Below are 20,455 nucleotides of genomic sequence, written 5' to 3' on the forward strand. Positions count from 1 at the left end.
CGCTTCGGGTAGGTGGCGGTGACGGGCCACGGAGTGTCGTCACGGGCATCACGGCTGTTACGGGCGTTACGGGCGGGGGTGCGTGCCGCGCGGGCGGGGGCGGTCTTGATCACGGTGATGGGGTCCAGTCCTCGTGCGTGCGTGCGCGGGGTGCGCGATGCGTGCGGGGTGGCCGGGCGCGCGCAGGCGCGCACCGACGTACATGACGCACATGACCTGCGTGGGAGACCCGCGCGCTCAGCTGTCGCCGGTCGTGACGCGGTGGCAGGCCATCGGCGGGTTGTGTCTCTCCGGCCAGTCGTCCCCGTTGTCGGTGATCAGCCATATCCAGTTGTCCGGACGGGCCGGGGTCACGGGCGCCGCGTAGCCGTCGGTGACCATGATCACCGCGTCCGGCTCCACATCGCACCGCTTGCCGCCGACTTCCCGGCGCCCCTCCACGTACTCCACGACCACACCGAAGTCGGTCCCGCCGCCGCCCCTCACGCGCTCTCCCCTTACGAACGGCATGACCTCGCCGTCGAAGCTCAGCCAGTGCGTCTCGACGCCGTCGGTTCTGCCGATCAGCGTCATCAGCCAGTCGATCACCCGCTGGGACATGGAGCCGGAGGTGTCGATGGCGACCACGACGACTTTCGTACGCTCCTTCCCGCGCCGCGACAGCATCGGATCGTGTCCGAGCGCGAGCAGCACCGCGCCGTGCTTTCTGGGGTAGATGAGCCGTTCGCCGTCGCGGAGTTTGGAGGCGAGCGTGTCGGTGAGCCAACGCTTCCACCACTCGACGCGGCGGGTGGCATCGGTCCGGCCGCGCAGCGCGCCGAGTCCGAGTCGGCCCCACATCTTGGCGACCCGGTCGCTGCCCCCCTCGGAACGGTCCGCGAGGTGCAGGATCTCGTCGCGGGCGGGACCCTCGCCGCGCAGGGCGGCCCGCACCACGTCCGCCAGGACGCCCTCCACGACCTCGGTCACCGTCTCGCCGTCCAGCGGGACACCGCCGATGACCAGATGCGGGCAGGCCGCCCCGGTGGGGACGGGCGGCTCGCTCATGCGCTTCAGCTCGCCGTAGACGGTCATGTCGGTCTCGGTGAAGTGCTTGTACGACAGCGGCTGTAGGCCCTGGGCGCGCAGATCCGCCTCGTACCGGCCGTGGATCTCGTACGGATCGATCCCGACCCGTTCCCGTACACCCTCCGCCAGGCGCGTGGGCAGCTTGGCGCGCAGCCGCCGCATGACGACATGGTTGATGGAGACCTCGGCGGCCAGCGTGAACACGGCGTCCTCGCGCAGCTCCGCCTCCACATACAGATGCCGGTGGATGAGATGGCGCGCCTCGTGGAAGAGCACGAACCGCACGCCGTCCGCGCCGATCTCCACGAAGAACTCCGGGTTGTACAGCAGCACGCAACTGCCGTCCCCGGCGGCGACCACCGCCGCCGTCTCGACGGCCAGGGTGGGGATCTGCTGATGGCACTTCGTGTACAGCCAGGAGGCGATCGCGCTCTCGCGCACCCCGAAGTCGAGCATCGCCGCTTCCTTCAGGCGTCTGCCCCGCTCCGTGGTCTCCGGGTCGGGCGGATCGTCCAACAGCCGCCGCCAGTCCCGGAGATCGGGGGCGTGGGTGGTCGTGATCGCGGACACCTCGGTCATACGAAAAACCTTAGCGCCGGGGTCTGACATCCCACCGGGCGTCCTGCCGGGCGCACTGCCAGGCGCACCGCCAGGCGCACCGCCAGGTGTCCCCGAGGGAGGCTGTCAGGCGGGCCATTCCCATGCCCTGGGCTTCGAGCCGGTCGCGTACGCGCTCCAGGGAGAGACCGCGGCGGCGCAGGGCCGCGCGGAAGACATCGGCGAAGGTCACGTCCATGTCCGTTTCCGCGTCGGTCATGGCAGCGACTCCGATTTCTCCGCCCGGTGGTGTTCGGATGTTACGCGGACGGCGGAAGCCGCCCACCGGTAGGAGTGGACGGCTCCGCCGCGTCTCTCCGGGGGCATCGGAGAGGAAGAAACCGAATCCGACCGGACCGAATGGGACCGGTTCGGGCCGGATCGAATCAGCTGGTGGTGTTGAGGCGCTCCTGGCCGCGCACGACGCGCACGGCGTCGTCGTGCTTGGCCGCGGCCTTGATGAACGAGCGGGCGGCGGTGCCGCTGTCGCTGTTCACCTCGACCGTCACGGTGTCGGAGGCGAGGTCGACCGACCACGACGAGACACCTACGCGGGCCTGCTTGACGGCCTTCGCGTCCGGCGCGTTCACCGTCAGCGTGCCCGCCTTCGTGAAGAAGGCGCCGTCCGTCGTGATGCCCTGTTCGTCGGCCGCGGCCAACTCGCGCTGCTGCGCGGCCTCGTGGTCGAGCCGGTCGACAGCCTCCTGCTCACTGCCACCGAGCGTCTTGGCGAGCGCCGAGACCTTCTCCGAACTACCGGGGCATCCCGTGGTCGGTGACAGGACGATCAGTCCTGCGGGGAAGGGGCCGGTATGGGGCCGGGGAACTGCTGTGAACGACGCGGGTGTTAGCTTCACTCCCGTGCTAAAACACCAGGATGAGACCAGGGCGGCCTACGACGGGGTCGTCGAACTGTATGCGTCGATGTTCGCTAATCGGTTGGAGACGCAGCCGTTCGGGCGGAACATGATCGGCACCTTCGCCGAGCTCGTGCGTGGCACGGGGAACCTGCGAGCAGCCGACGTCGGGTGCGGGCCCGGCCATTTGACCGCCATGCTGCACGACTTGGGGTTGGACGCCTTCGGGCTCGACCTCTCCCCGGCTATGGTCGCCCACGCCCGGCGGGCCCATCCGGCGCTGCGGTTCGACGAAGCACGAATGGAGGCCCTGCCGGTCGAGGACGGCGCGCTCGGCGGAGTGCTGGCCCACTACTCGATGATCCATACCCCACCTGAAGAATTGCCCGCGCTTCTCGCTGAGCAGGTGCGTGTCTTGGCACCAGGGGGCCTGCTCCTGGCGTCCTTCTTCGGAGCCGAGGGGCCGGAGCCTGTCCGCTTCGACCACAAGGTGGCGCCTGCCTATAGCTGGCCGGCGGAGCAGTTTGCCGAGTTGCTGGCCGGGGCCGGACTCGTCACGGTGGCTCGGTTGCTCCACGACCCAGCGTCCGAGCGGGGCTTCCTCGACACCCACCTGCTGGCCCGCCGCCCGTAGAACGTGGCCCGTGGCCGGGGTCGGGGTGGTGTAGATCATCCGCGTGGAGGAAGCTCCTCCAAGCGCCGCGTTCTGTGACGGTGTCCGCTGAGCACGCCGGATTGACAGCCGTGCAGTCACGCAGGCCCCGGCGGGGTGGCCGCCGCAGTGGTGCGAGCAACGATCTCCCGGAAGGTAGGAATTCCCAGGTCGACAGACTCCTGCTTCCGGGAGATCTGGGCGTCGAGTTGGGCTAGCTTCTCCTCGGCGTGGGTCAGGCTGCTCTGCAGCCCTTCGATCTCGCCGAGCCAGCCTTCCCTTTCGGCTTCCGAGATGCGCGTATGGAGGTTGTCGCGGATTTCGACAAGCCGGGGACGTTCTGTCGCGTGGACGATCAGGGCGGGGCATCGGACGCAAGCGTGTTCGTGAGCACAGTCAGTTCCGTATGCGCGGCCGCAGTCGCCCAGGGCGAGCTTGCGGCGCTCAAAGTGTCCGAGGAACTCTCCCCATTCCGCAGGGGTGACGGTGCGGTATTCGTCGGCAGGCCGCAGAGCCCGGCGCCGGGCGATGAACGCTCGGTGTGCCTCGATGGCGTCAGTGGGGTAGATCGCGGCGTATCCCATCGTTGTTCCGATGTGGTCGTGACCAGCGATGACCTGTGCGATGTGAGGGGGCAGGCCGTTGAGGATGGAGTCCGTGATGAAGATCCGGCGGAAGTCGTGGGGCTGGAAGATGAGGGGGTCACCCGCGCTGTCCGTCAGGCCTGAGGCCAACAAGGTGACGTCGAGTCCCCGCCGGATCGTCGCTCGTGACAGCGGACGCAGGTAGCCGCCAGAGCGATCCTGGAACAGGAGAGGCATCGGCGGGTTCCAGACCCGTTCGTAGTGGTCGTAGTTACGGAGAACGGGGACTCTCCCGTCCGAGCCTCGGACTCGAGAGACGACCGTGCTCAACACGTCCGCCAGCTCCGGCGTGACTAGGGCGTGTTTCGAAAGTCCCGCCTGGCCGACGACGCCTGGCACGCGCACTCGCCGCGTTGTCGGAATCATCCAAGTACGTCCAGTACGAGAACGATCCTCCGCCTTGCGATCGCACGCACCAGACGCCGTCGGCCCCGCCCTTCGGGCGGACGGCGCTACTTTCGCAACACGCCCTAGGACAAGTCGCTCTTGGTCGGTCTTCGACGGGGCGATCTGCAAGAGCGGAACCGTCTGTCCGGTGGTGGGGAGCTTGTAGCTGACGATGCTGTGGTGCCCCAGCTCGAGGAGTTCCTCGATGCGGATGCCGGTGTGCCGCAAGATCTCGATGGCAGCCCACCCCCAGAATGCGCTGCGTTCCTCACCCGCGAATGAGCGCCGGGTGCCCTTCGCGTCCCAGGCATGGATCGGGCGCCCGTCAGCGCATTTGCTGAAGCGCGGGACTCTGAAGGTTTCACCAAGCACGCTGAAATCCGAACCGAGCGGGGCAGCGTTGAGTGCATCGAGGCGCATGGTGGCCTCTTTCAGCAGGCGATGAGCCGTCTTCACCAGCGTGGGCAGGGCCGGGAGGCGCTCGCGAGTACGTTGGTCCATGCGGGCCTTGAGCTGCTTGTCAGCCTTTCTTCCCGAGCACTCGGCTTCGCTGATCGGGCAGGGTGCCACCCAGGCGGCCCACTGGCCGGGGTCCTCCACTGCCCACTCCGCCAGGTCCAGGTAGAAGGCTCTGACCTGGGTTTTGATCCCGATTGCACCTCGGCGTGGCTCTGTGAACTCCCGAAATGATCCATCGGGCAGGCGCTTGCGGATGGTCTTCGTAGCCAGGCGGACCTTCCAGGCAGTGATCACCTCGGCAGGCAGCCGAAGAGAGTCGATGCCCGGATGGTGCCGCTCCAGGTCGTCCCAGAACCGAAGCGCCAGCGAGATCGTGAGCGCCTGCAGCGTCGTGAAGTCGAGCCCTACGGACCGATGGGAGAGGTAGGCGACCAAGAGATCGCGGATCGGACGGCACTGCAGTTCGTAGCGGTCGACAAGGTCCGCCGGGGTGAGTTGCCCCGTACGGTTCGAGATCCGGAACAGCGTGTGCGGTGCGTCTGCTGGAAAGAGACCCAAGTCGCGTAGCCAGGTGTAGGCGAGCTGGATCCGGCCATTGCTGTTGCGCGGATTCTTGCTTTGCCAGAGCAGCAGGTCGCCGACGACGATGTCCTCGATGGCGCCGCCTCGGCAGGCCATGATCTCCGCGATGGTCTTCAGCCCGGACGAGATATTCGCAGCCGAGATGTTGGTCGGCAGTGAAGCCCTCAAGCGGGCGAACCCCTCGGGGTCGCGTGTGGTCTCCAGGGCCGGCCGAAGATGCCGCGATCTTGACCCGATGAGGAACTCCGGGTCGGGTCTGACGGCATCCGCGCAGAGCGGCGCCAGCACCCCGACGAGGAGCGTTTCACGGCGGGATACTCGCCCTTCCGGGCGGGCCCAGGCTGCGAAGGCATCCCTCCACCCCTGCGACGCAATGTGCTGGCCGTGGGCAGGGCTCTCCTGCCAGCGCTGCTGCCAGGTTTCTCCAGGAAAGGTCATCAGCCAGTCGAGCAGGAGACGTGCCCCGAACATCCGATTCGCCTGGGCGCTGGGTTCCACAGCTCGTAGCGGTGGGCGAGCCAGCCGCTCAAGGACCTCTTCACGTGTGACCGCGGTCGCTTCCCACATGCTTGGTCTTTCCCGATGCGGGAATCGGTTCATCAGCTTGAGCTCTTCGGCGCCCACCATGCTGGTGACCCGCGGAACGAAGCTCGAGCCGACGTGCGTCGCAGTGCTCGTCATGACGCGTCCCGGCCGAAGAGGATGGACAAGGAGTCGGGGTTGTAGGACGGCTCGTCAACGGGCACAGGGGTCTCCTCGCGTCGCTTCTCCTGGCGGGCGTGGTGGGCGAGGCCGGCTCTGATGACGTCGTCCCTGGTCGGACGGTTGTAGATGTCCAGGGTCGACAGGTACTTGTGGCCGAGGATCTTCTGCACGTAGACCGGCGGCATGTTCGGGTCATCGAGCATCAGGAACGTCGCCGTGTGCCGCAGATCGTGAAGGGTCCAGTTAGCGCCCAGGAGATCGTTGGCGCGGTTGAACATCATGCGCGCCGCGTCGTACTCCAGCGGCCGCCATGGGCGCCGCAGCGTCCACCACAGCGGATGGTGACGGCCTCGAGGGACTCCTTTCTTCCAGGCGGACTCTTGGTAGAGCCGCAGCCAGACGAACGCGTCCGGGGTGGCGACCAGGTCCTGGTAGTCGCGGGTGCCCTTGCGGATCACACTGACGGTCTGCTCGCCGACAACCGCGCCGTCCTGCTTGACCGTGAGCAGCTCCTCGGCGCGGGCACCAGTGGCGACCAAAAAGGCCAGCAAGGCGCGGTCCCGATGAGAACGGAGCCCGGCGAAAACCTTGGTGTACATCTCGTCGGGAATCCGCCGCGGGACTGACCCGCTGCGGAACGGTGGGCCGGTAGAGGCCCGTGCGTCGGTTGCGGTGCTTCTTCTCACCATCACGCTGTGTCCGGAGCTGGGACAAGCGGCGCCCACGGACCAACGGGAAGGGGTTCACCAGCAACGAACCGGTGTTTTCATCCAGATGGAAGTTGTAGAACTCCCGCAGCACCGTCTCGCAATGAGCTCGGGTTGCCGGCGAGTACTTGGTCCCGACCGTGGGCTTTCCAGTCACCGGATTCGGCGTACCTGGTGCTGGCCTGTCACTGCGAGGCGGCGGGACCTTGGAGGGAGCCTTGCCGCGATGGCGCCAATGGATGCGCTTCGGCTTGTCCGCCACCTTCATCCACAACACGAAGTCCCGGGCGTCTTCCCGGGTCGCACGGTCCCACTCGATCCCGAGCGCCCAGAGGAACCGGAACCAGCGCAGCAGATCCATGCCGTACGAACGTGGCGTCAACGGCGAGCTGTCCCTCGCCATCAGCTCCTTGAGGTAGAGCGCAACGGGCGCAACCGGCCTCCCGCGTCCATCCAGCACCCTGTACGGCTCCCAGGGATCTCCCGTCTTCAGTAACTGGCCTAACTCAGGCAGGACAAAGTTCCTCAGGTCCCTTCCGGACCGCTGCTCGTCAAGCACCTCGGGAAACTAGCAGATACCTGGTCTGACCTGCGAAGACAGTTGAGTTAGTTCGGTTAACAGGCCATCTCGGGCTGGTACCGGGGCGCCTGGCCCGCGGCGCCGGAGGGGTCGGCGGCCTGCGCGCCGGTCACTGCGGAGGCCGAGAGCAGGACGCCGGTGACGGCGGCGACGAGGTACTTCCGGGAAACCTGCACGGTGCTTCTTCTCGTATCGGAGCGGAGCGCTGACGCGCGTGTTCATGAGCGAGCGCTCGTCCGGCGACGTGGATGGGGGGTGTGGGGGGCGTCGCGGGATGAACTCTCGCCGAACGCTCCCTTTCCGGACAAGGCCCGGCCGGGGAGTTATTTTCAACAGAGTTGCGGACAACTGTTGAGAGGAAGCTGGCAGAGAGGCCCGTCAGGCGACTCGTCGGTCGGTTCGGTCCCTCACTCGAACGCCTGGGCCACGGCGAGGCTGTCCTCGTACACGTGGTGGCGGGTGACGAGGCCGTTCTCGACGGTGAGGTGCAGGGCGAACCGCGAGCGGTACGCGCGCCCGGTGGAGCGGGCCGTCTGCCGGATCTCACCCGTCACGACGGCGTCGTTCCCGTCGACGAGGATCCGCTCGATCTCGGTCCCGACCTCCTCGGGCACATGGTGCTCGCCGATCTCGCGGTAGTGCGCCGCGGCGTCCGCGCGGCTGGACCGGTGCCGGATCCAGGGCGTCGCGGCCCGGCCGTGCTCGGCCTCGGGCCAGTCCAGCCGCCAGTCGGCCCCGTCGGCGTACAACTCGGCGATACGGGCGGGGTCACCCGCACCGATCCTGCTCAGCAACTCCTGGACCACCTGGCGTGTCTGCGTGCTCGCGACTTCCGACATGACTGTCTGCCCCCCCTCTGTCCCGCGCCCGGCCGGCGCGGTGTGTGATCACATCCTGGCCGGGGCGGGCGGGTCGTGGCGATTACCCCGGAGGTAGGGACGAGGTGATCTTCAGCACCGCACCGTTCTTGTTCATGTCCTTCAGCGCCACGGTGACCGTCACCTCCCCGTTCCGGCCGAACGTGCCCGGCACGCCATCGCCGGAGAGATTCACCGTGACGGCGCGCCCGGCCCCCAGACGTACGCCGCGCCGCAACGCAACCTGCGCGACCACCACGGCTGCACCGGCCCGATCGACGGCGCCCCCGGCCCGCAGACGTACGCGGCGCTCCAGCGACTGGCCCGCGGTTACGGGTACACGGGGCAGGTGGACGGGGTGATGGGCCCCAACTCCTGGCGCGCCGTGGCCCGTTTCCTCAACCAGGACCGCTGGAACTAGGGCGTGTTGCGAAAGTAGCGCCGTCCGCCCGAAGGGCGGGGCCGACGGCGTCTGGTGCGTGCGATCGCAAGGCGGAGGATCGTTCTCGTACTGGGCGTACTTGGACGAGTCCGACAACGCGGCGAGTGTGCGTGCCAGGCGTCGTCGGCCAGGCGGGACTTTCGCAACACGCCCTAGGTTCTGGCGGCCCGCGCCAGGATCTCCTCGACGACCCCGGTCTTCGCGTCGGCGTAGTTCTGCGTGTACTTCCACTCCCGCAGCGCCAGTTCCCGCTTCGTCTCCGCGTACAGCTCGCGGTCGCCGGGATGCGTACGCAGCCGGTCCCGGAAGAGCAGCATGCGGTCGTTCTCGGGGCAACCGACCGGCAGTACATGCAGGTTGGCCGAGCCGGCCGAGGGGTCGAGATCCCGCTTCCTGAGGCAGCGGTGCTCGAACCAGTCGGGTTCGCGGACGGCGACCTCGTACCCGAGGGCGGCGAGGGCGGGCACGTAGCTCGCCTCGTCCGCCGGGTCGGGGACGATCAGCAGCATGTCGATGACCGGTTTCGCGGGGAGGCCGGGCACCGAGGTGGAGCCGACGTGTTCGAGGCGGAACCCGGACGCGCCGGCGCCCTCGGCGAACCGCGCCCCGATCAAGGCGGCCTCCCGCTCGAAGACGGCCGGCCAGCGCGGGTCGTACGCGCTGAGCGCGACCTGCCCGTTGACCTGCTGGGCGGCACCGAGCTGGGCGGTCTCGATCTCCTCGTCGGTCATCCGGTGTCGTCCGTTGTCGTGCTCCATCAGTCCTCAACTCTCCTGTGCGCGTGTTCGGTTGGCGCGTGGGCGCGGGGGCGGACTCCGTCGTGGCCCGGGGACCCGGGGCCTCGCCCGGAAAATGGCGATCGTTCACTCTACGAGTGCCGCGCCGACGCGCCGCACCGCGCGGCGGAGGCACGGCGGAGGCACGGTGGAGGCCCGGCGGCGGGCGCGGATCGCACCTCACCCCATCTCACCTGCGGTTCTGTACGTCGCAGAGATTTGCAATGCCGATTGTCAGTGGCGCCTTCTATGGTTTTGGTCATGACCCCTGCACTGATCGGGCGTGACCACCCCGCAGGCGTCCTTCGCGCGGAGATCGACCGGGCGACGGAGAGCCACGGGGGTCTCGTGCTGGTCGCGGGCGAGGCGGGCATCGGCAAGACCACGCTCGTCACCGCCGCCGCCCTGGAGGCCCGGCAGCGCGGGGCGCTGGTGCTCGGCGGCTCCTGCTGGGAGGGCAGCGCCCCCGGCTACTGGCCGTGGGTGCAGGTCGTGCGCGGCATGCGGCGCGGCCTCGGTGAGCGGGAGTGGGCGAAGGCCGAGGAGGCGGCGGGCGGACGGCTCGCGGTGCTGCTGGGCGAGACCCCGGGGGACGACGAGGCCAAGGACGCCTTCTCCGTGTACGACGCGGTGACGACCGCCCTCGTCACGGTCTCCCAGGACCGCCCGGTCGTCGTCGTCCTGGACGATCTGCACTGGGCGGACACCGCATCGCTCAGACTCCTCGAATTCGCCGCCCAGCACGCCTGGTTCGAGCGGCTGCTGCTCATCGGGACGTACCGCGACGTGGAGGTGGAGGCGCCCGGCCACCCGCTCCAGAAGCTCATCCTGCCGCTGGTCGCCCGCGCCACCACGGCCGTGACGCTGACCGGGCTCGACAGGGACGACGTGGGCGCGCTCCTGGCGCTCACCACCGGGCGGGAGCCGGAGCCCGCGCTGGTGGACGAGGTGCACAGCCGCACGGGCGGCAATCCGTTCTTCGTCGAGCAGACCGCCCGGCTCTGGCACGGCGGCAGCCCGGTCAGCACGATCCCGCCCGGCGTGCGCGAGGCCGTGCGGCGGCGCCTGTCGATGCTGCCGAAGCCGGTCGGCCACCTGCTGGTCGCGGCGAGCGTGCTGGGCCGGGAGTTCCACCGCCAGGTGCTCGCCGGCGTCACGTCTGCGCCCGTGGCGCACGTGGACCGGCTGCTGGACCGGGCCGTGGCGGCCCGGCTCGTGGTGACGCGCACGGGGGGCCTGTTCGCATTCGCCCACGATCTCGTCCGCGAGACGCTCTACGACTCGCTGGAGGAGGCGGACGCGGCCCGTCTGCACGGCGCGGTCGTACGGGCCCTGGACACCGCCCCGGCGCTGAGCGAGAAGATCGTCCCCGCCGATCTGGCCCGGCACGCCCATCTGGCCGGTGACACGGTGGACCGCGACTGCCGCATCGATCTGCTGCTCGCGGCGGCGCGGGACGCGTCGAGCAGGCTCGCGGCCGACGAGGCCATCGGTCACTACCGGCGCGCGCTGGAGGTGGCGGAGACACACGGCGAGGGCGATCCGCGCCGCGCGATCATCGTCGCGCTCGACCTGGCCGGCGAGCTGCGGAACCACGGCGCGGAGGAGGAGGCCCAGTGGTATTTCGACCGCGCGGTGACACCGGCGCGCGAGCTGGGCGATCCCGAGCTGCTGACGCGCGTCGCGCTCACGCTCCACCAGCAGCAGGACATCCCGGGCCACGGACCGCAGGCGGCGGAGCTGCTGCACGAGGCGTACCGCGCGCTGTTCGGGGACGGGGGCGCGGACAGAGGCTCGGGCAGTGGCTCGGGCTCGGGGGCCGATGCGGACGTGGGCGGCTCCAACGGTCAGGAGCGGGAGCGGATGGCGCAGGATCTCGCCGTCCGCGCCACGGACCTCGCCCGGCAGGACGAGGACGACGAAGCGCTCGCCTTCTCCCTCTGGGCACGGCACGACACCATCTGGGGCCTCGGGACCTCCGACGAACGGCTGGCCCTCACCACCGAGATGCTGACCGTCGCCCGCCGCACCCAGAATCCCGACATGGAGGTGCACGCCGCGGCGATGCGCTGGGTGTCGCTCCTGGAGCTGGGCGATCCGCGCTATCTGGACCAGGTGCGTACGTACCGGGGGCTGGCCGACCGGGCGGGCAAGCGCAGGCACGAGCTGGGCAAGGCCGTCGACCTGGGCATCGTCGCCGCACTCACCGGCGACTTCGAGCAGGCCGAGAAGTGGTACGCGGGCTCGCTCGAATCGGTGCCCGAACACGCGGCGTTCGGGTTTCTCGGCCCCCATCTGCGCTGGGGCCTGCACATGATGCGGGGCCGCTACGACGAGGCCGAAGCCATCACGCGCACCCTCGGCGTCGAGGACTACCCGTTCCCGGCGCTGCTCGGCGGCATCACCGCGATCGAGCGCGGCGACACGGCGCGGGCGCTTCGGCTGCTCCGGGAGGTGACGGACCGCCCGGAGCCGGTGACACGCATCTTCGCGCCGCTGTGGTTCCGGTTCCTGGCGCACACGGCCGCCGCGTCGGGCGATCCCGCGCTGATCGCCGAGGCGCGGGGCGCGCTCGGCGCGCACCGCGGCCGCTGGCTCGTCGCGCTGTTCGGCTGCGACATCAGCGGACCCGTCGACCTCTGGCTCGGTCTGCTGGACGCGGCGGAGGGGCGCTGGGACGCGGCGGTGGCCGCGTTCACCGCGGCGCGCGACTCCGCCGACCGTCTCCAGGCGAGACCGTGGTCCCTGCGCGCGAGCCTGGCGCTGGCGGACGCGCTGCGGGCTCGCGGCGAGGACGGGGACGCCACCGCGGAGGCGGCGTTGCGCACGGAGTGCGCGCGGTCGGCGAGGGCGATGGGGCTGCGGCATCTGGAGGGGCGGGAGGTACGACGGCAGGCAGGACCGGGGGTGGCCGTCGAGCCCGCCCCACCACCTGACCCACCTGACCCACCTGACCCACCCGCCCCGCCGGACGCGGGGACGCGGCGGGGGCCGTGGGTGAACGGCCCGTGGGCGGACGACGCGGGACCGAGCGGGCCGGGCGCGGGGACGGGCGGGGACGCCGGAGGCCGTACGGGCGGGGACACGGGCGCGGGCGCCGGCGCTGATACGGGCGTGGAGGCTGTGGAGGCCGAGGAGGCTGTGGAGGCCGAGGAGACTCAACTGGTCCCGTCCGAAGCGGAGTTCAGACGGGACGGGGCCGTATGGGCGCTCGTCTTCGGTGGGCGGGCGGTCCATGTGCCCGACGCCAAGGGGCTACGCGATCTGCACACGCTGCTCTCACACCCGGGCACCGACTTCCCCGCCGTCCGGCTGCTCGCCCCCGACGCGGGCAGGACGGCCGTGGCCGCGCACGCCATGGGCGGCGACCCGGTGTTGGACGACCGGGCCAAGGCCGAGTACCGGCGGCGGCTCGACCAGCTGGACCAGGAGATCGACCGCGCGGGCGAGCGCGGCGACGACGCCCGCGCCGCCGCGTACGACAGGGAGCGCCAGGCCCTCCTCGCCGAACTCCGCACGGCCGCCGGTCTCGGCGGGCGCACCCGTCGGCTGGGCGACGAGGCCGAGCGGGCCCGTAAGACGGTCACGGCCCGGATCCGCGACACCCTGCGCAAGCTCGACGCGCTCCACCCCGAACTGGCCGCGCATCTGCGGAAGTCGGTGACCACGGGCGCGACCTGCGCCTACCGCCCGGACCGCACGGAGAACGCCATCTCCGGCCCGCTCACCTGGCGACTGCGTTCATGACTCAAGTACCACACCCTCAAGTACCGCACCAAGGACGTGAATCGCGTGACTGACTTCGAGGGCCGGCTGATGGCCATGCTCGACGAGCTTCGCTCGACCGAGGAAATCACGGTGGACGAAGCGGAGGAGGGTTCCCTCGCCACATGGATCACCGGACCGGGGCACGCACTCGAAGTGATCCGGAAAGTCGCGGGTGTTCATCTCGCCCCGGTCATGGCCGACAGTTTCCACCGGTACGACGGTCTGAGGTGCTACTGGAGAGGCACGGCGGACAGCACCATCGGCGGCGAGTTCTGCCTCAACCATCTGGTCAACGTCTGCGTGGACGAGGTTCCCGAGGGGCTTTCCGACACGGAGTGGGCGACCGAGGAGTGGCCGACCGGGAGACACGGTGGCTACCGGTACCTGTGCTACAGCGCCGAAGTAGACGGCCCGAACGAGGAGGAGGGCATGCTTCACGCGTTCGACCAACAGTTCCTCACCGGGACCGGCGGGATCGCCGGCTTCGCTGTCGGTGACGAGAAATTCGCCACCGTCGACGGAAATCCGGGGCACCCCGAGATCTGGTATTCCGTCAACACGGACGGGACCCTCCTGCGGCTCGACATCACCTATCCCGAGTATCTGGAAACGCTGTTGCTTACCCGCGGACTGCTCGGCTGGCAGTACCTCTACGCCGATCCGCGCGACCCAGGATTCGGCTATTGCCGTCCGAGGCTGGGACCGGATCTCGACTTCCTGGAACGGACCTTCCCCCACGACGACTTCTCCGGGCTGCGGGCCAGATGGGACGCGCATCTGCGGGTCCGCGACGAGTAGCGGCTCCGGTGCGTTGACCATGAACGTACTGCGAGCACCAAGGTCGGCGGCCCGTTGTCAGTGGCGCATGCGAACGTTGCCGGTGTCAGTTTCTCGCACGGGCGGGAAATCCGAGAACCACCGAAGGAAAGCGCGATGTCAGACCTCTACGGCGTCCGGGTGCTGGCGATCGATCCACCGCACCGGCGCGTCCGCATGCGCGTGACCGTCATCCACCCCGACGTCTCACTCGCCGACGACGCGAGCTTTTTTCTCCGCGTCTTCAGCGAGATCGCCCGCGATGACGCCCCACTGGGCCTCGCGGTCACCCAGGATCGGTGTCTCGACGAGGCATGGGTGGACACCAACACCCGGTGGTTCGTGGAGAGCGTGGAGCGGATAGCGACGCGCAACTACTCCGTCGCGGAGGAAACGAAGGAAACGGAGGACACGAAGGAAGACGAAGACGATCCGGATGATGACGAGGAGTACATCGTCGGGTATCCCTGGGAAAATGGGTTGCGGTTCGATGAGATGCCCCCGAAGGCCGCCGCGGAGCTGCTCCGCGCCGAGGAATCTCGTATGGGGGCCGACTACGACGTGACGGTCACCGATCCCCGGTGGATCGAGCATCTGACGGCCGGCTCATGGTGGCGCACGGCGTCCTACGACACTCGCGCCGATCAACTGCTCGCCGGTGAGGCCCCCGCCATCCCCGATCTGCGACACCCGGCCGCCGTGCTGAAGCCCTTCAGCGGGGACAACGCGCCTTACCATCTGGCGTTCTCCGACGACGGTCGCTTCCTGGCCGTCACCTGCGAGTCTCCGGGCGAGCTGGTGGTCTACGACACCTTCGACCGGCGCGAATGCCTGCGCGCCAGTCACGGCGACGACTACACCTCGCCCTGGCTGATGTGGGTGCCCGGCGAACCGGTGATCACCCTCCGCCACCACGAGGAAATGCTCCCGCAGTTGGCCTATGACGCGGTGTCGGGCGCCCCGGTCGAGGCACCCGCGCAGACGGGCCGCGTGCGTTCGGCCACCGGCCGCTACCGTACCTCGTACGCGTCCGGCCCCGCCGTCGCCCTGCTGTCGCAGAGCGGCGACGATCGGGTGGTGCCGTTGGTGCCCGTGGGCGAGGGCGGTGACGACACGGAGCGTGTGGATCCGTACGAAGGCGTCGCGTTCTCCGCCGACGAGTCGAAGATGTTCGTCGCGAGCGGGTCGCGGGTGCATGTGATGGACCCGGCCGACGGCCGCACCCTGGAGGTGATCGAGAACGAGGGAATCGAGATCCGGTCCCTGCGAGTGAGCCCGGACGGCGACTATCTGGCGATCTCGGGCTACTCGGGAGAGCTGAAGGTGATCATCCGTCGGGTCAGCGACCACCGGGCGGTCACCAGCCACCACATCGGCGGTGACTGGTACCCCTTGCAGAAGTACGAGATGGCCTGGTCTCCCGACGGCCGTTGGCTGGCCGCCAATCTGAAGTTCGTGACCGCTCGGAGTGACTGGGAGTCGAAGGGTGGTGAGACCCGCATCTTCCCCGTCGGCCTCCCCACGGAATTCGCCAACGAGCCCAGCTGATCCGAGTCGTCCTCGCGATTCGCACCCGCCCCTCGGCCGCACCGGCCGCACCGGCCGCGTCGACCACCTCGACCGCCTCGCGGGCGAGTTGTTCGGCCCGTATCCGGTGCAGCCGAAGGTGCAGGGCGTCGCCCGGCGCCGTCACACCGTGACGGCGTAGGCCACCGCACACGCCACGTTGTCCGGTCCGCCCGCCGCGAGGGCCAGTGCGATCAAATCCCGTACGGCGTCCGCCGGTTCCGCCGCCGTACTGAGCACGCGCCGGAGGTCGTCGGGCCGTACGACCGTGAACAGGCCGTCGGAGCAGAGCAGATAGCGGTCGCCCGGCGCCACGTCGTGCAGCCGCAGATCGGGCCGGGCATGCTCCTCCGAGCCGCCCACCGCACGCAGCAGCAGCGCCCGTTGGGGATGCGACTGCGCCTCCTCAGCGGTGAGACCGCCCGCGTCGATCATGGACTGGACGAGGGTGTGGTCGTGCGTGATCCGGGACAGGTCACCGCCCCGCAGCAGATACGCGCGGGTGTCGCCGACGTGCACGAGCGCCAGCCGTGATCCGGTCCACAGCATCGCCGTGAGCGTGGTCCCGGACTCGCCGTTCGCCGTCCGGTTCACCCGGTCCACCGCGTCCGCGAGCCCGTTGAGCACATCGCCGCCCCGGACCGACTGCTCCAGCTCCGCCAGCGCCTCGACCGCCGCCCCGCTCACCCGCGCGCCGCCGTCCCCGTACCCGTCCGCGACCGCGAGCAGCCGCGAACCGGCGTACGCCGTGTCCTGGTTGACCGCCCGGACCAGCCCCCGGTCCGATCCGGCCGCAAAACGCATCCTCATGTCAGACATCTCTTCGACGCCCTTCCCCGCCGGATTCCCCGACAGTTGGTCGACGAGGAAGGTCACCAGGTCCCTGCGCGCGGCGGTCTCCGTCTCCACCCGCGCCCAGTACGCCCCGATGTCCTGGCCGGCGGCCGGCGGATCCGTCTCGCACAGATCGCAGACGTCCGCGATCCGGGCCAGCGGCATCCCGATGCGCCGCAGCCACGCCACCAGCCGGGCCCGCTCCAACTGTGCCCCGGTGTAGTAGCGGTAGCCGGTTGTCCCGTCCACGCGAGCCGGTGCCAGCAGCCCCAGCTCGTCGTAGAGGCGCAGCGCCTTCGGCGACAGCCGGGACGCGCGGGCGAACGCGCCGATGGTCAGTTCGCCCGCGTAAGCCATGTCACCCGCGTACTCCGAGTCTCCCGTGCTTGTCATGTCTCCTGCGCCTGCCAGGTCACCCGTGCCTGCCATCTCGCCCTCACCGCCGTCCCTCTCCTCGTACCGGGCGCCTCGCCCGGTACGACCGATGCTGGGGCTTGCCCCTTGGGCAAGGTCAACACACCGCCCGGCACGGGGCGGGCGCACAGCCCGCACGCGCCTGTGGCCTGCGGCTCTCCCCCGGAGAGTCGCAGGCCACAGGCAGTCGGAGTCACGCGGTCACTTGCGGTTGTAGAGCCGCATCGTCCACGTACCGAAGATGATCATCAGCCCGACCGACCAGCCGAGCGTCACCGCGATGTCCTGGGCCGGCCAGTCACCGGCCATCAACCCCCGTACCGCGCTGGCGAGTTCGGAGACCGGGCTGTTGTTGACGAAGGCCTGGAGCCAGCCGGGCATCGTCTTCGGGTCGACGAAGACGTTGCTCAGGAACGTCAGCGGCATGATCACCATCATGCTGACGCCCATCACCGACTTCTCGGTGCGCAGCATCAGCCCGAACATCGTCCAGATCCACGAGAAGGAGAAGGAGAAGACGAGCAGCAGCACCACTCCCGCCACGATGCCGAGCACGCCGCCGTCAGGGCGGTATCCGATGGCCAGACCCACGCCGAGGATCACGATCGAGGCGATCACGTAGCGGATCACGTCGCCGAGCAGATAGCCGACCATCGGGGCCGGGCGCCAGATCGGGAGCGTACGGAACCGGTCGAAGACGCCCTTGGCGATATCGGTGTTGACCGCGACGCCCGTGTACATCGTGATCATCACGACGCTCATCACCATGACGCCGGGCAGCAGGAACTGGATGTACTCGGAGACCGACCCCGCCAGCGCACCGCCGAAGAGATACGCGTACATCAGCACCATCATGACCGGGAAGACGGTCACGTCGAAAAGCTGCTCGGGCACATGCTTGATCTTCAGCATCGCCCGCCAGCCGAAGGTCAGCGACGCGGAGAGCGCGCTGGGCCGCGGTGGCCGCTCCTTCTTCACGAGCAGCGCGGCGAGGTCGTCCGCCGAGGGCGTGGCGAGTTCGAGGTCGTCGAGGTCGTCATGGCCCTGGGTCTTCGTGGCTACGGTGGTCATGCCGCCGCCCCCTCCTTCACGTCGTTGTTCTGCCCGAGCGGCGTACGGGACGCGTCGCCGGACGGCTTCTTCTTGTCGGTGAGGGCGAGGAAGACCTCGTCCAGGCTGGGCTGGCCGAGGGAGAAGTTGTCCACGACGATCCCCTCGTGCGCCAGCTCGGCGAGCGCCCGCCCGGCCTGCTCGGCCGCGCCCTGGTCGGTGCCGCCCCCGCTGATCGTGGCGGTCAGCGCGAGCGGGTCCGCGTCCAGCACGATCTCCGCGCGCAGCGAGGCGGCCAGCACCCGCCGGGCGTCCGACCGCTGGGCCGCGTCACGCAGCCGCAGATGCACGGCGCCGGAACCGACCGACGCCTTCAGGTCGCCCTTCGTGCCCTCGGCGATCACCTTGCCGTGGTCGATCACCGCGATACGGGACGCCAGTTGGTCCGCCTCGTCCAGATACTGGGTCGTCAGCAACACCGTCGTCCCCTGCGAGACCACGGCCCGCACGATGTCCCACACCTGGTTGCGGCTGCGCGGGTCGAGGCCGGTCGTCGGCTCGTCCAGGAACAGCAGATCCGGGGTGTTCAGGATGGAGGCGGCGATGTCGATACGGCGCCGCATACCACCCGAGTAGTTCTTGACCTGCCGGCCGGCCGCCTCCGTAAGACCGAACGCGTCCAGCAGCTGCCCGGCCCGGTCGCGGGCGTCGCGCTTGGTGTGCCCGAGCAGCCGGCCGAGCAGGACCAGATTCTCCGTACCGGTCAGGTCCTCGTCCACCGACGCGTACTGCCCGGTCAGCGCGACCCGGTTGCGGACCGCCTCGGCGTCCTTCACCACGTCCTTGCCGAAGATACGGGCCTCGCCGCCGTCCGGGCGGAGCAGCGTCGCGAGCATCCGTACGACGGTGGTCTTGCCCGCGCCGTTCGGACCCAGCACTCCGTAGACCGTGCCCGTCGGCACGGCGAGATCGACTCCGTCCACAGCTCGGTTCGAGCCGAAGACTTTCACCAGCCCTGTGGTCTCGATCGCGAGATCATTACTCATCGTCATTCCTTAGTCGGTTCTTTTTCTGGTCGTTGTGGGCCGGCAACGGCAGCCGTTGAGCACGTTGTCCCCTATGACTCCGCCGGCGCCGGGAACTCATCAGCCCGGTCCCCTCAGCAGATGTACGGACGGGCCGCCCGCGCCTCGCGGAGGGCCAGCCCCCACCACCCGAGCTGGTCGAGCAGCACGCTCGCCTCGCGGTCCCGGTGCTCCTCCGTCGCCGCGTCGACGTCGAGCACGTCGTCGCCGCAGTCGAAGAGGTTGACCGATACCCCGTTACGCAGGGTGACCGTGTGCAACTCCGTGAAGACCGCGCGCAGCGCCTCCACCGCGTACAGCCCGCCCGACCCGTGGCCGTAGCTGACGAACGCGACCGGCTTCGTGTGCCACTCGTCGTACGCGAAGTCGACGGCCTGCTTGAGGGAGGCGGGAAACGAGCGGTTGTACTCCGGTGTCACCACCACGAACGCCTCCGCGCGATCGACCTCGGCCGTGAAGCGCGCCACCGGTGCCGTGGGCCGGTCGGGATAGCGCGCGGGGAAGTCGAAGTCGGCCAGGTCGACCACTGACAGCATCAACTCGTCCCGCTTGGCCGCCCGCTCGACGAACCACCGACCGATCGCGTCACCGAGGCGCCCCTCACGGGTGCTCCCGATAATGACCGCGACGCGCAGCGGCAACGCCGCGCCGTCCGGCTCCGGTCCCTGCTCCCCCTCGCGGTGCTGTCGCATGTATGCGCTGCCCCCTCCCTCGTTCACCGTCGATCCCACTCGCCGTCGACCTCGTCGTCACTGCCGTCACCGGTAAGGCGCTAGACGCGACCGCGCACCCGCCAGATCAGATCTGGCGGGCGCGCGAGATGAGGAAGCCGCTGGTCAGGTGCTCTCCGGCGTGGCGATCCGCTTGCCGAGACCGCCGTCGACCGACAGCTTCAGCCCGGTCGTGAAGGTCGCGTCCGTCGCGAGGAACAGCGCCGCCTTCGCGCTCGTCCGCGGTGCCGTGCCGCTTCATCGGCGTCTTCTCGTCACCGCTCTTCCCGAACGCCTCCACGACCTCCGGCGGCAGCCCCTGGATCCCCGACCCCGGGGTGTCGATGAAGCCCGGTGCCACGGCGTTGACCCGGACCCCCCGCGACACCAGCTCGGCGGCCAGCGTCTGCGCGAACGACCACAGGGCCGCCTTGATGCCCGAGTACACGCCCATGCCGGGAGTGCCCGCGCTGTCGGCGACGGAAGTGGTGAAGACCCCGGAATCAGGCAGCCCGTCGTCGTGGCGACCGGGTATCTGCCGTGGGACGCATTGGTGGACATGGTTCAGGAGACGAGCGCCGGCGATCCCGTCCTCCATGCCAGGAAGAACGCGGGCATTCTGCTACGCGGTCTGCTCTCCCACGGTGCCGGGTAGCGGCTCGCCGCACGCGGCCGTAGTCGTATCCCCTCGCCAAAGACGGGCAGGGCACACGGAGGCCGACCTCAACGACTCCGTTGCCCTGCCCGCCTCTTCCCCGCCGGGACCGTCAGGGACGGTCCGCACGCGGGGGGTCCGGGGGAGCCGGGGGGCTCGCGTCGGGACACAGCGAGTGTCCGCATGTGCAAGGGGGCAGGTGGAGCGGGGAGTTGGGGACCAGAGCGGCGTTCCTCACGTCCTC

The 20,455-nt window shown here is 69.4% G+C and carries 18 protein-coding genes and 1 pseudogene; 4 read left to right on the top strand and 15 right to left on the bottom strand.

What is annotated here, in order from left to right:
- Positions 1-237 precede the first annotated feature (237 nt).
- The 3 genes from OG700_RS18580 to OG700_RS18590 form a co-directional block, all read right to left on the bottom strand.
- Complete coding sequence (locus OG700_RS18580) at positions 238-1,647, bottom strand: DUF2201 family putative metallopeptidase (protein WP_405614934.1); 1,410 nt, start codon at positions 1,645-1,647, stop codon at positions 238-240.
- A 10-nt stretch (positions 1,648-1,657) separates the two neighbouring features.
- A complete protein-coding gene (locus tag OG700_RS18585; RefSeq protein ID WP_405614936.1) occupies positions 1,658-1,885 on the bottom strand; it encodes a hypothetical protein in 228 nt (75 codons plus the stop codon).
- Between the two features lie 166 nt (positions 1,886-2,051).
- Positions 2,052-2,522 carry an alpha-lytic protease prodomain-containing protein gene (locus OG700_RS18590; RefSeq protein ID WP_405614938.1) on the bottom strand — a complete coding sequence of 157 codons (471 nt, stop codon included), beginning with the start codon at positions 2,520-2,522 and terminating at the stop codon, positions 2,052-2,054.
- A 4-nt stretch (positions 2,523-2,526) separates the two neighbouring features.
- Here OG700_RS18590 and OG700_RS18595 point away from each other — a divergent pair, with 4 nt between their 5' ends.
- Positions 2,527-3,156, top strand: coding sequence for a class I SAM-dependent methyltransferase (locus OG700_RS18595; protein WP_405614940.1), 630 nt, complete (start codon positions 2,527-2,529; stop codon positions 3,154-3,156).
- Positions 3,157-3,272: 116 nt separating this feature from the next.
- On the opposite strand, the gene OG700_RS18600 is transcribed toward OG700_RS18595, so the two are convergent.
- The 7 genes and pseudogenes from OG700_RS18600 to OG700_RS18630 all read right to left on the bottom strand — a co-directional run bounded on the left by OG700_RS18600 (position 3,273) and on the right by OG700_RS18630 (position 9,295).
- On the bottom strand, positions 3,273-5,927 hold the full coding sequence (locus OG700_RS18600) for a site-specific integrase (RefSeq protein ID WP_405614942.1): 2,655 nt from the start codon (positions 5,925-5,927) through the stop codon (positions 3,273-3,275).
- A complete protein-coding gene (locus tag OG700_RS18605) occupies positions 5,924-6,550 on the bottom strand; it encodes a tyrosine-type recombinase/integrase (RefSeq protein WP_405614944.1) in 627 nt (208 codons plus the stop codon). Before OG700_RS18605 ends, OG700_RS18600 begins: the two co-directional genes overlap by 4 nt.
- Before the next feature lie 424 nt (positions 6,551-6,974).
- Positions 6,975-7,061, bottom strand: a pseudogene (locus OG700_RS18610) (hypothetical protein); the annotation flags it as partial.
- Between the two features lie 212 nt (positions 7,062-7,273).
- Complete coding sequence (locus OG700_RS18615) at positions 7,274-7,414, bottom strand: hypothetical protein (protein ID WP_405614946.1); 141 nt, start codon at positions 7,412-7,414, stop codon at positions 7,274-7,276.
- Positions 7,415-7,645: 231 nt separating this feature from the next.
- Positions 7,646-8,077 (bottom strand): nuclear transport factor 2 family protein, encoded by a 432-nt coding sequence (locus OG700_RS18620; protein WP_405614948.1) that lies wholly within the window; start codon positions 8,075-8,077, stop codon positions 7,646-7,648.
- 82 nt (positions 8,078-8,159) lie between these two features.
- The gene (locus OG700_RS18625; RefSeq protein ID WP_405614951.1) at positions 8,160-8,354 is read right to left on the bottom strand and encodes a hypothetical protein; all 195 of its coding nucleotides are present in this window, start codon (positions 8,352-8,354) and stop codon (positions 8,160-8,162) included.
- 335 nt (positions 8,355-8,689) lie between these two features.
- Complete coding sequence (locus OG700_RS18630; protein WP_405614953.1) at positions 8,690-9,295, bottom strand: GrpB family protein; 606 nt, start codon at positions 9,293-9,295, stop codon at positions 8,690-8,692.
- Between the two features lie 279 nt (positions 9,296-9,574).
- Here OG700_RS18630 and OG700_RS18635 point away from each other — a divergent pair, with 279 nt between their 5' ends.
- From OG700_RS18635 to OG700_RS18645, 3 genes are all read left to right on the top strand, one after another.
- Entirely contained in the window at positions 9,575-13,060 is a 3,486-nt protein-coding gene (locus OG700_RS18635; protein WP_405614955.1) for an ATP-binding protein, read from the top strand.
- 45 nt (positions 13,061-13,105) lie between these two features.
- Entirely contained in the window at positions 13,106-13,879 is a 774-nt protein-coding gene (locus tag OG700_RS18640) for a hypothetical protein (RefSeq protein ID WP_405614958.1), read from the top strand.
- A 135-nt stretch (positions 13,880-14,014) separates the two neighbouring features.
- Positions 14,015-15,445 carry a WD40 repeat domain-containing protein gene (locus tag OG700_RS18645; protein ID WP_405614960.1) on the top strand — a complete coding sequence of 477 codons (1,431 nt, stop codon included), beginning with the start codon at positions 14,015-14,017 and terminating at the stop codon, positions 15,443-15,445.
- Positions 15,446-15,586: 141 nt separating this feature from the next.
- On the opposite strand, the gene OG700_RS18650 is transcribed toward OG700_RS18645, so the two are convergent.
- The 5 genes from OG700_RS18650 to OG700_RS18670 form a co-directional block, all read right to left on the bottom strand.
- Positions 15,587-16,690: a MerR family transcriptional regulator gene (locus OG700_RS18650; RefSeq protein WP_405614962.1), complete on the bottom strand. Its 1,104-nt coding sequence runs from the start codon at positions 16,688-16,690 to the stop codon at positions 15,587-15,589.
- 222 nt (positions 16,691-16,912) lie between these two features.
- Positions 16,913-17,782, bottom strand: a complete 870-nt coding sequence (locus OG700_RS18655) for an ABC transporter permease (RefSeq protein ID WP_405614964.1) — start codon at positions 17,780-17,782, stop codon at positions 16,913-16,915.
- Positions 17,779-18,807 carry an ATP-binding cassette domain-containing protein gene (locus OG700_RS18660; protein WP_405614966.1) on the bottom strand — a complete coding sequence of 343 codons (1,029 nt, stop codon included), beginning with the start codon at positions 18,805-18,807 and terminating at the stop codon, positions 17,779-17,781. Before OG700_RS18660 ends, OG700_RS18655 begins: the two co-directional genes overlap by 4 nt.
- A gap of 113 nt (positions 18,808-18,920) precedes the next feature.
- Complete coding sequence (locus tag OG700_RS18665; protein ID WP_405614968.1) at positions 18,921-19,538, bottom strand: NADPH-dependent FMN reductase; 618 nt, start codon at positions 19,536-19,538, stop codon at positions 18,921-18,923.
- A 106-nt stretch (positions 19,539-19,644) separates the two neighbouring features.
- Positions 19,645-20,154 (bottom strand): SDR family NAD(P)-dependent oxidoreductase, encoded by a 510-nt coding sequence (locus OG700_RS18670; protein WP_405614970.1) that lies wholly within the window; start codon positions 20,152-20,154, stop codon positions 19,645-19,647.
- Between the last annotated feature and the right edge of the window lie 301 nt (positions 20,155-20,455).

This window comes from Streptomyces sp. NBC_01508, assembly GCF_045040315.1.
Lineage (GTDB): Bacteria > Actinomycetota > Actinomycetes > Streptomycetales > Streptomycetaceae > Streptomyces.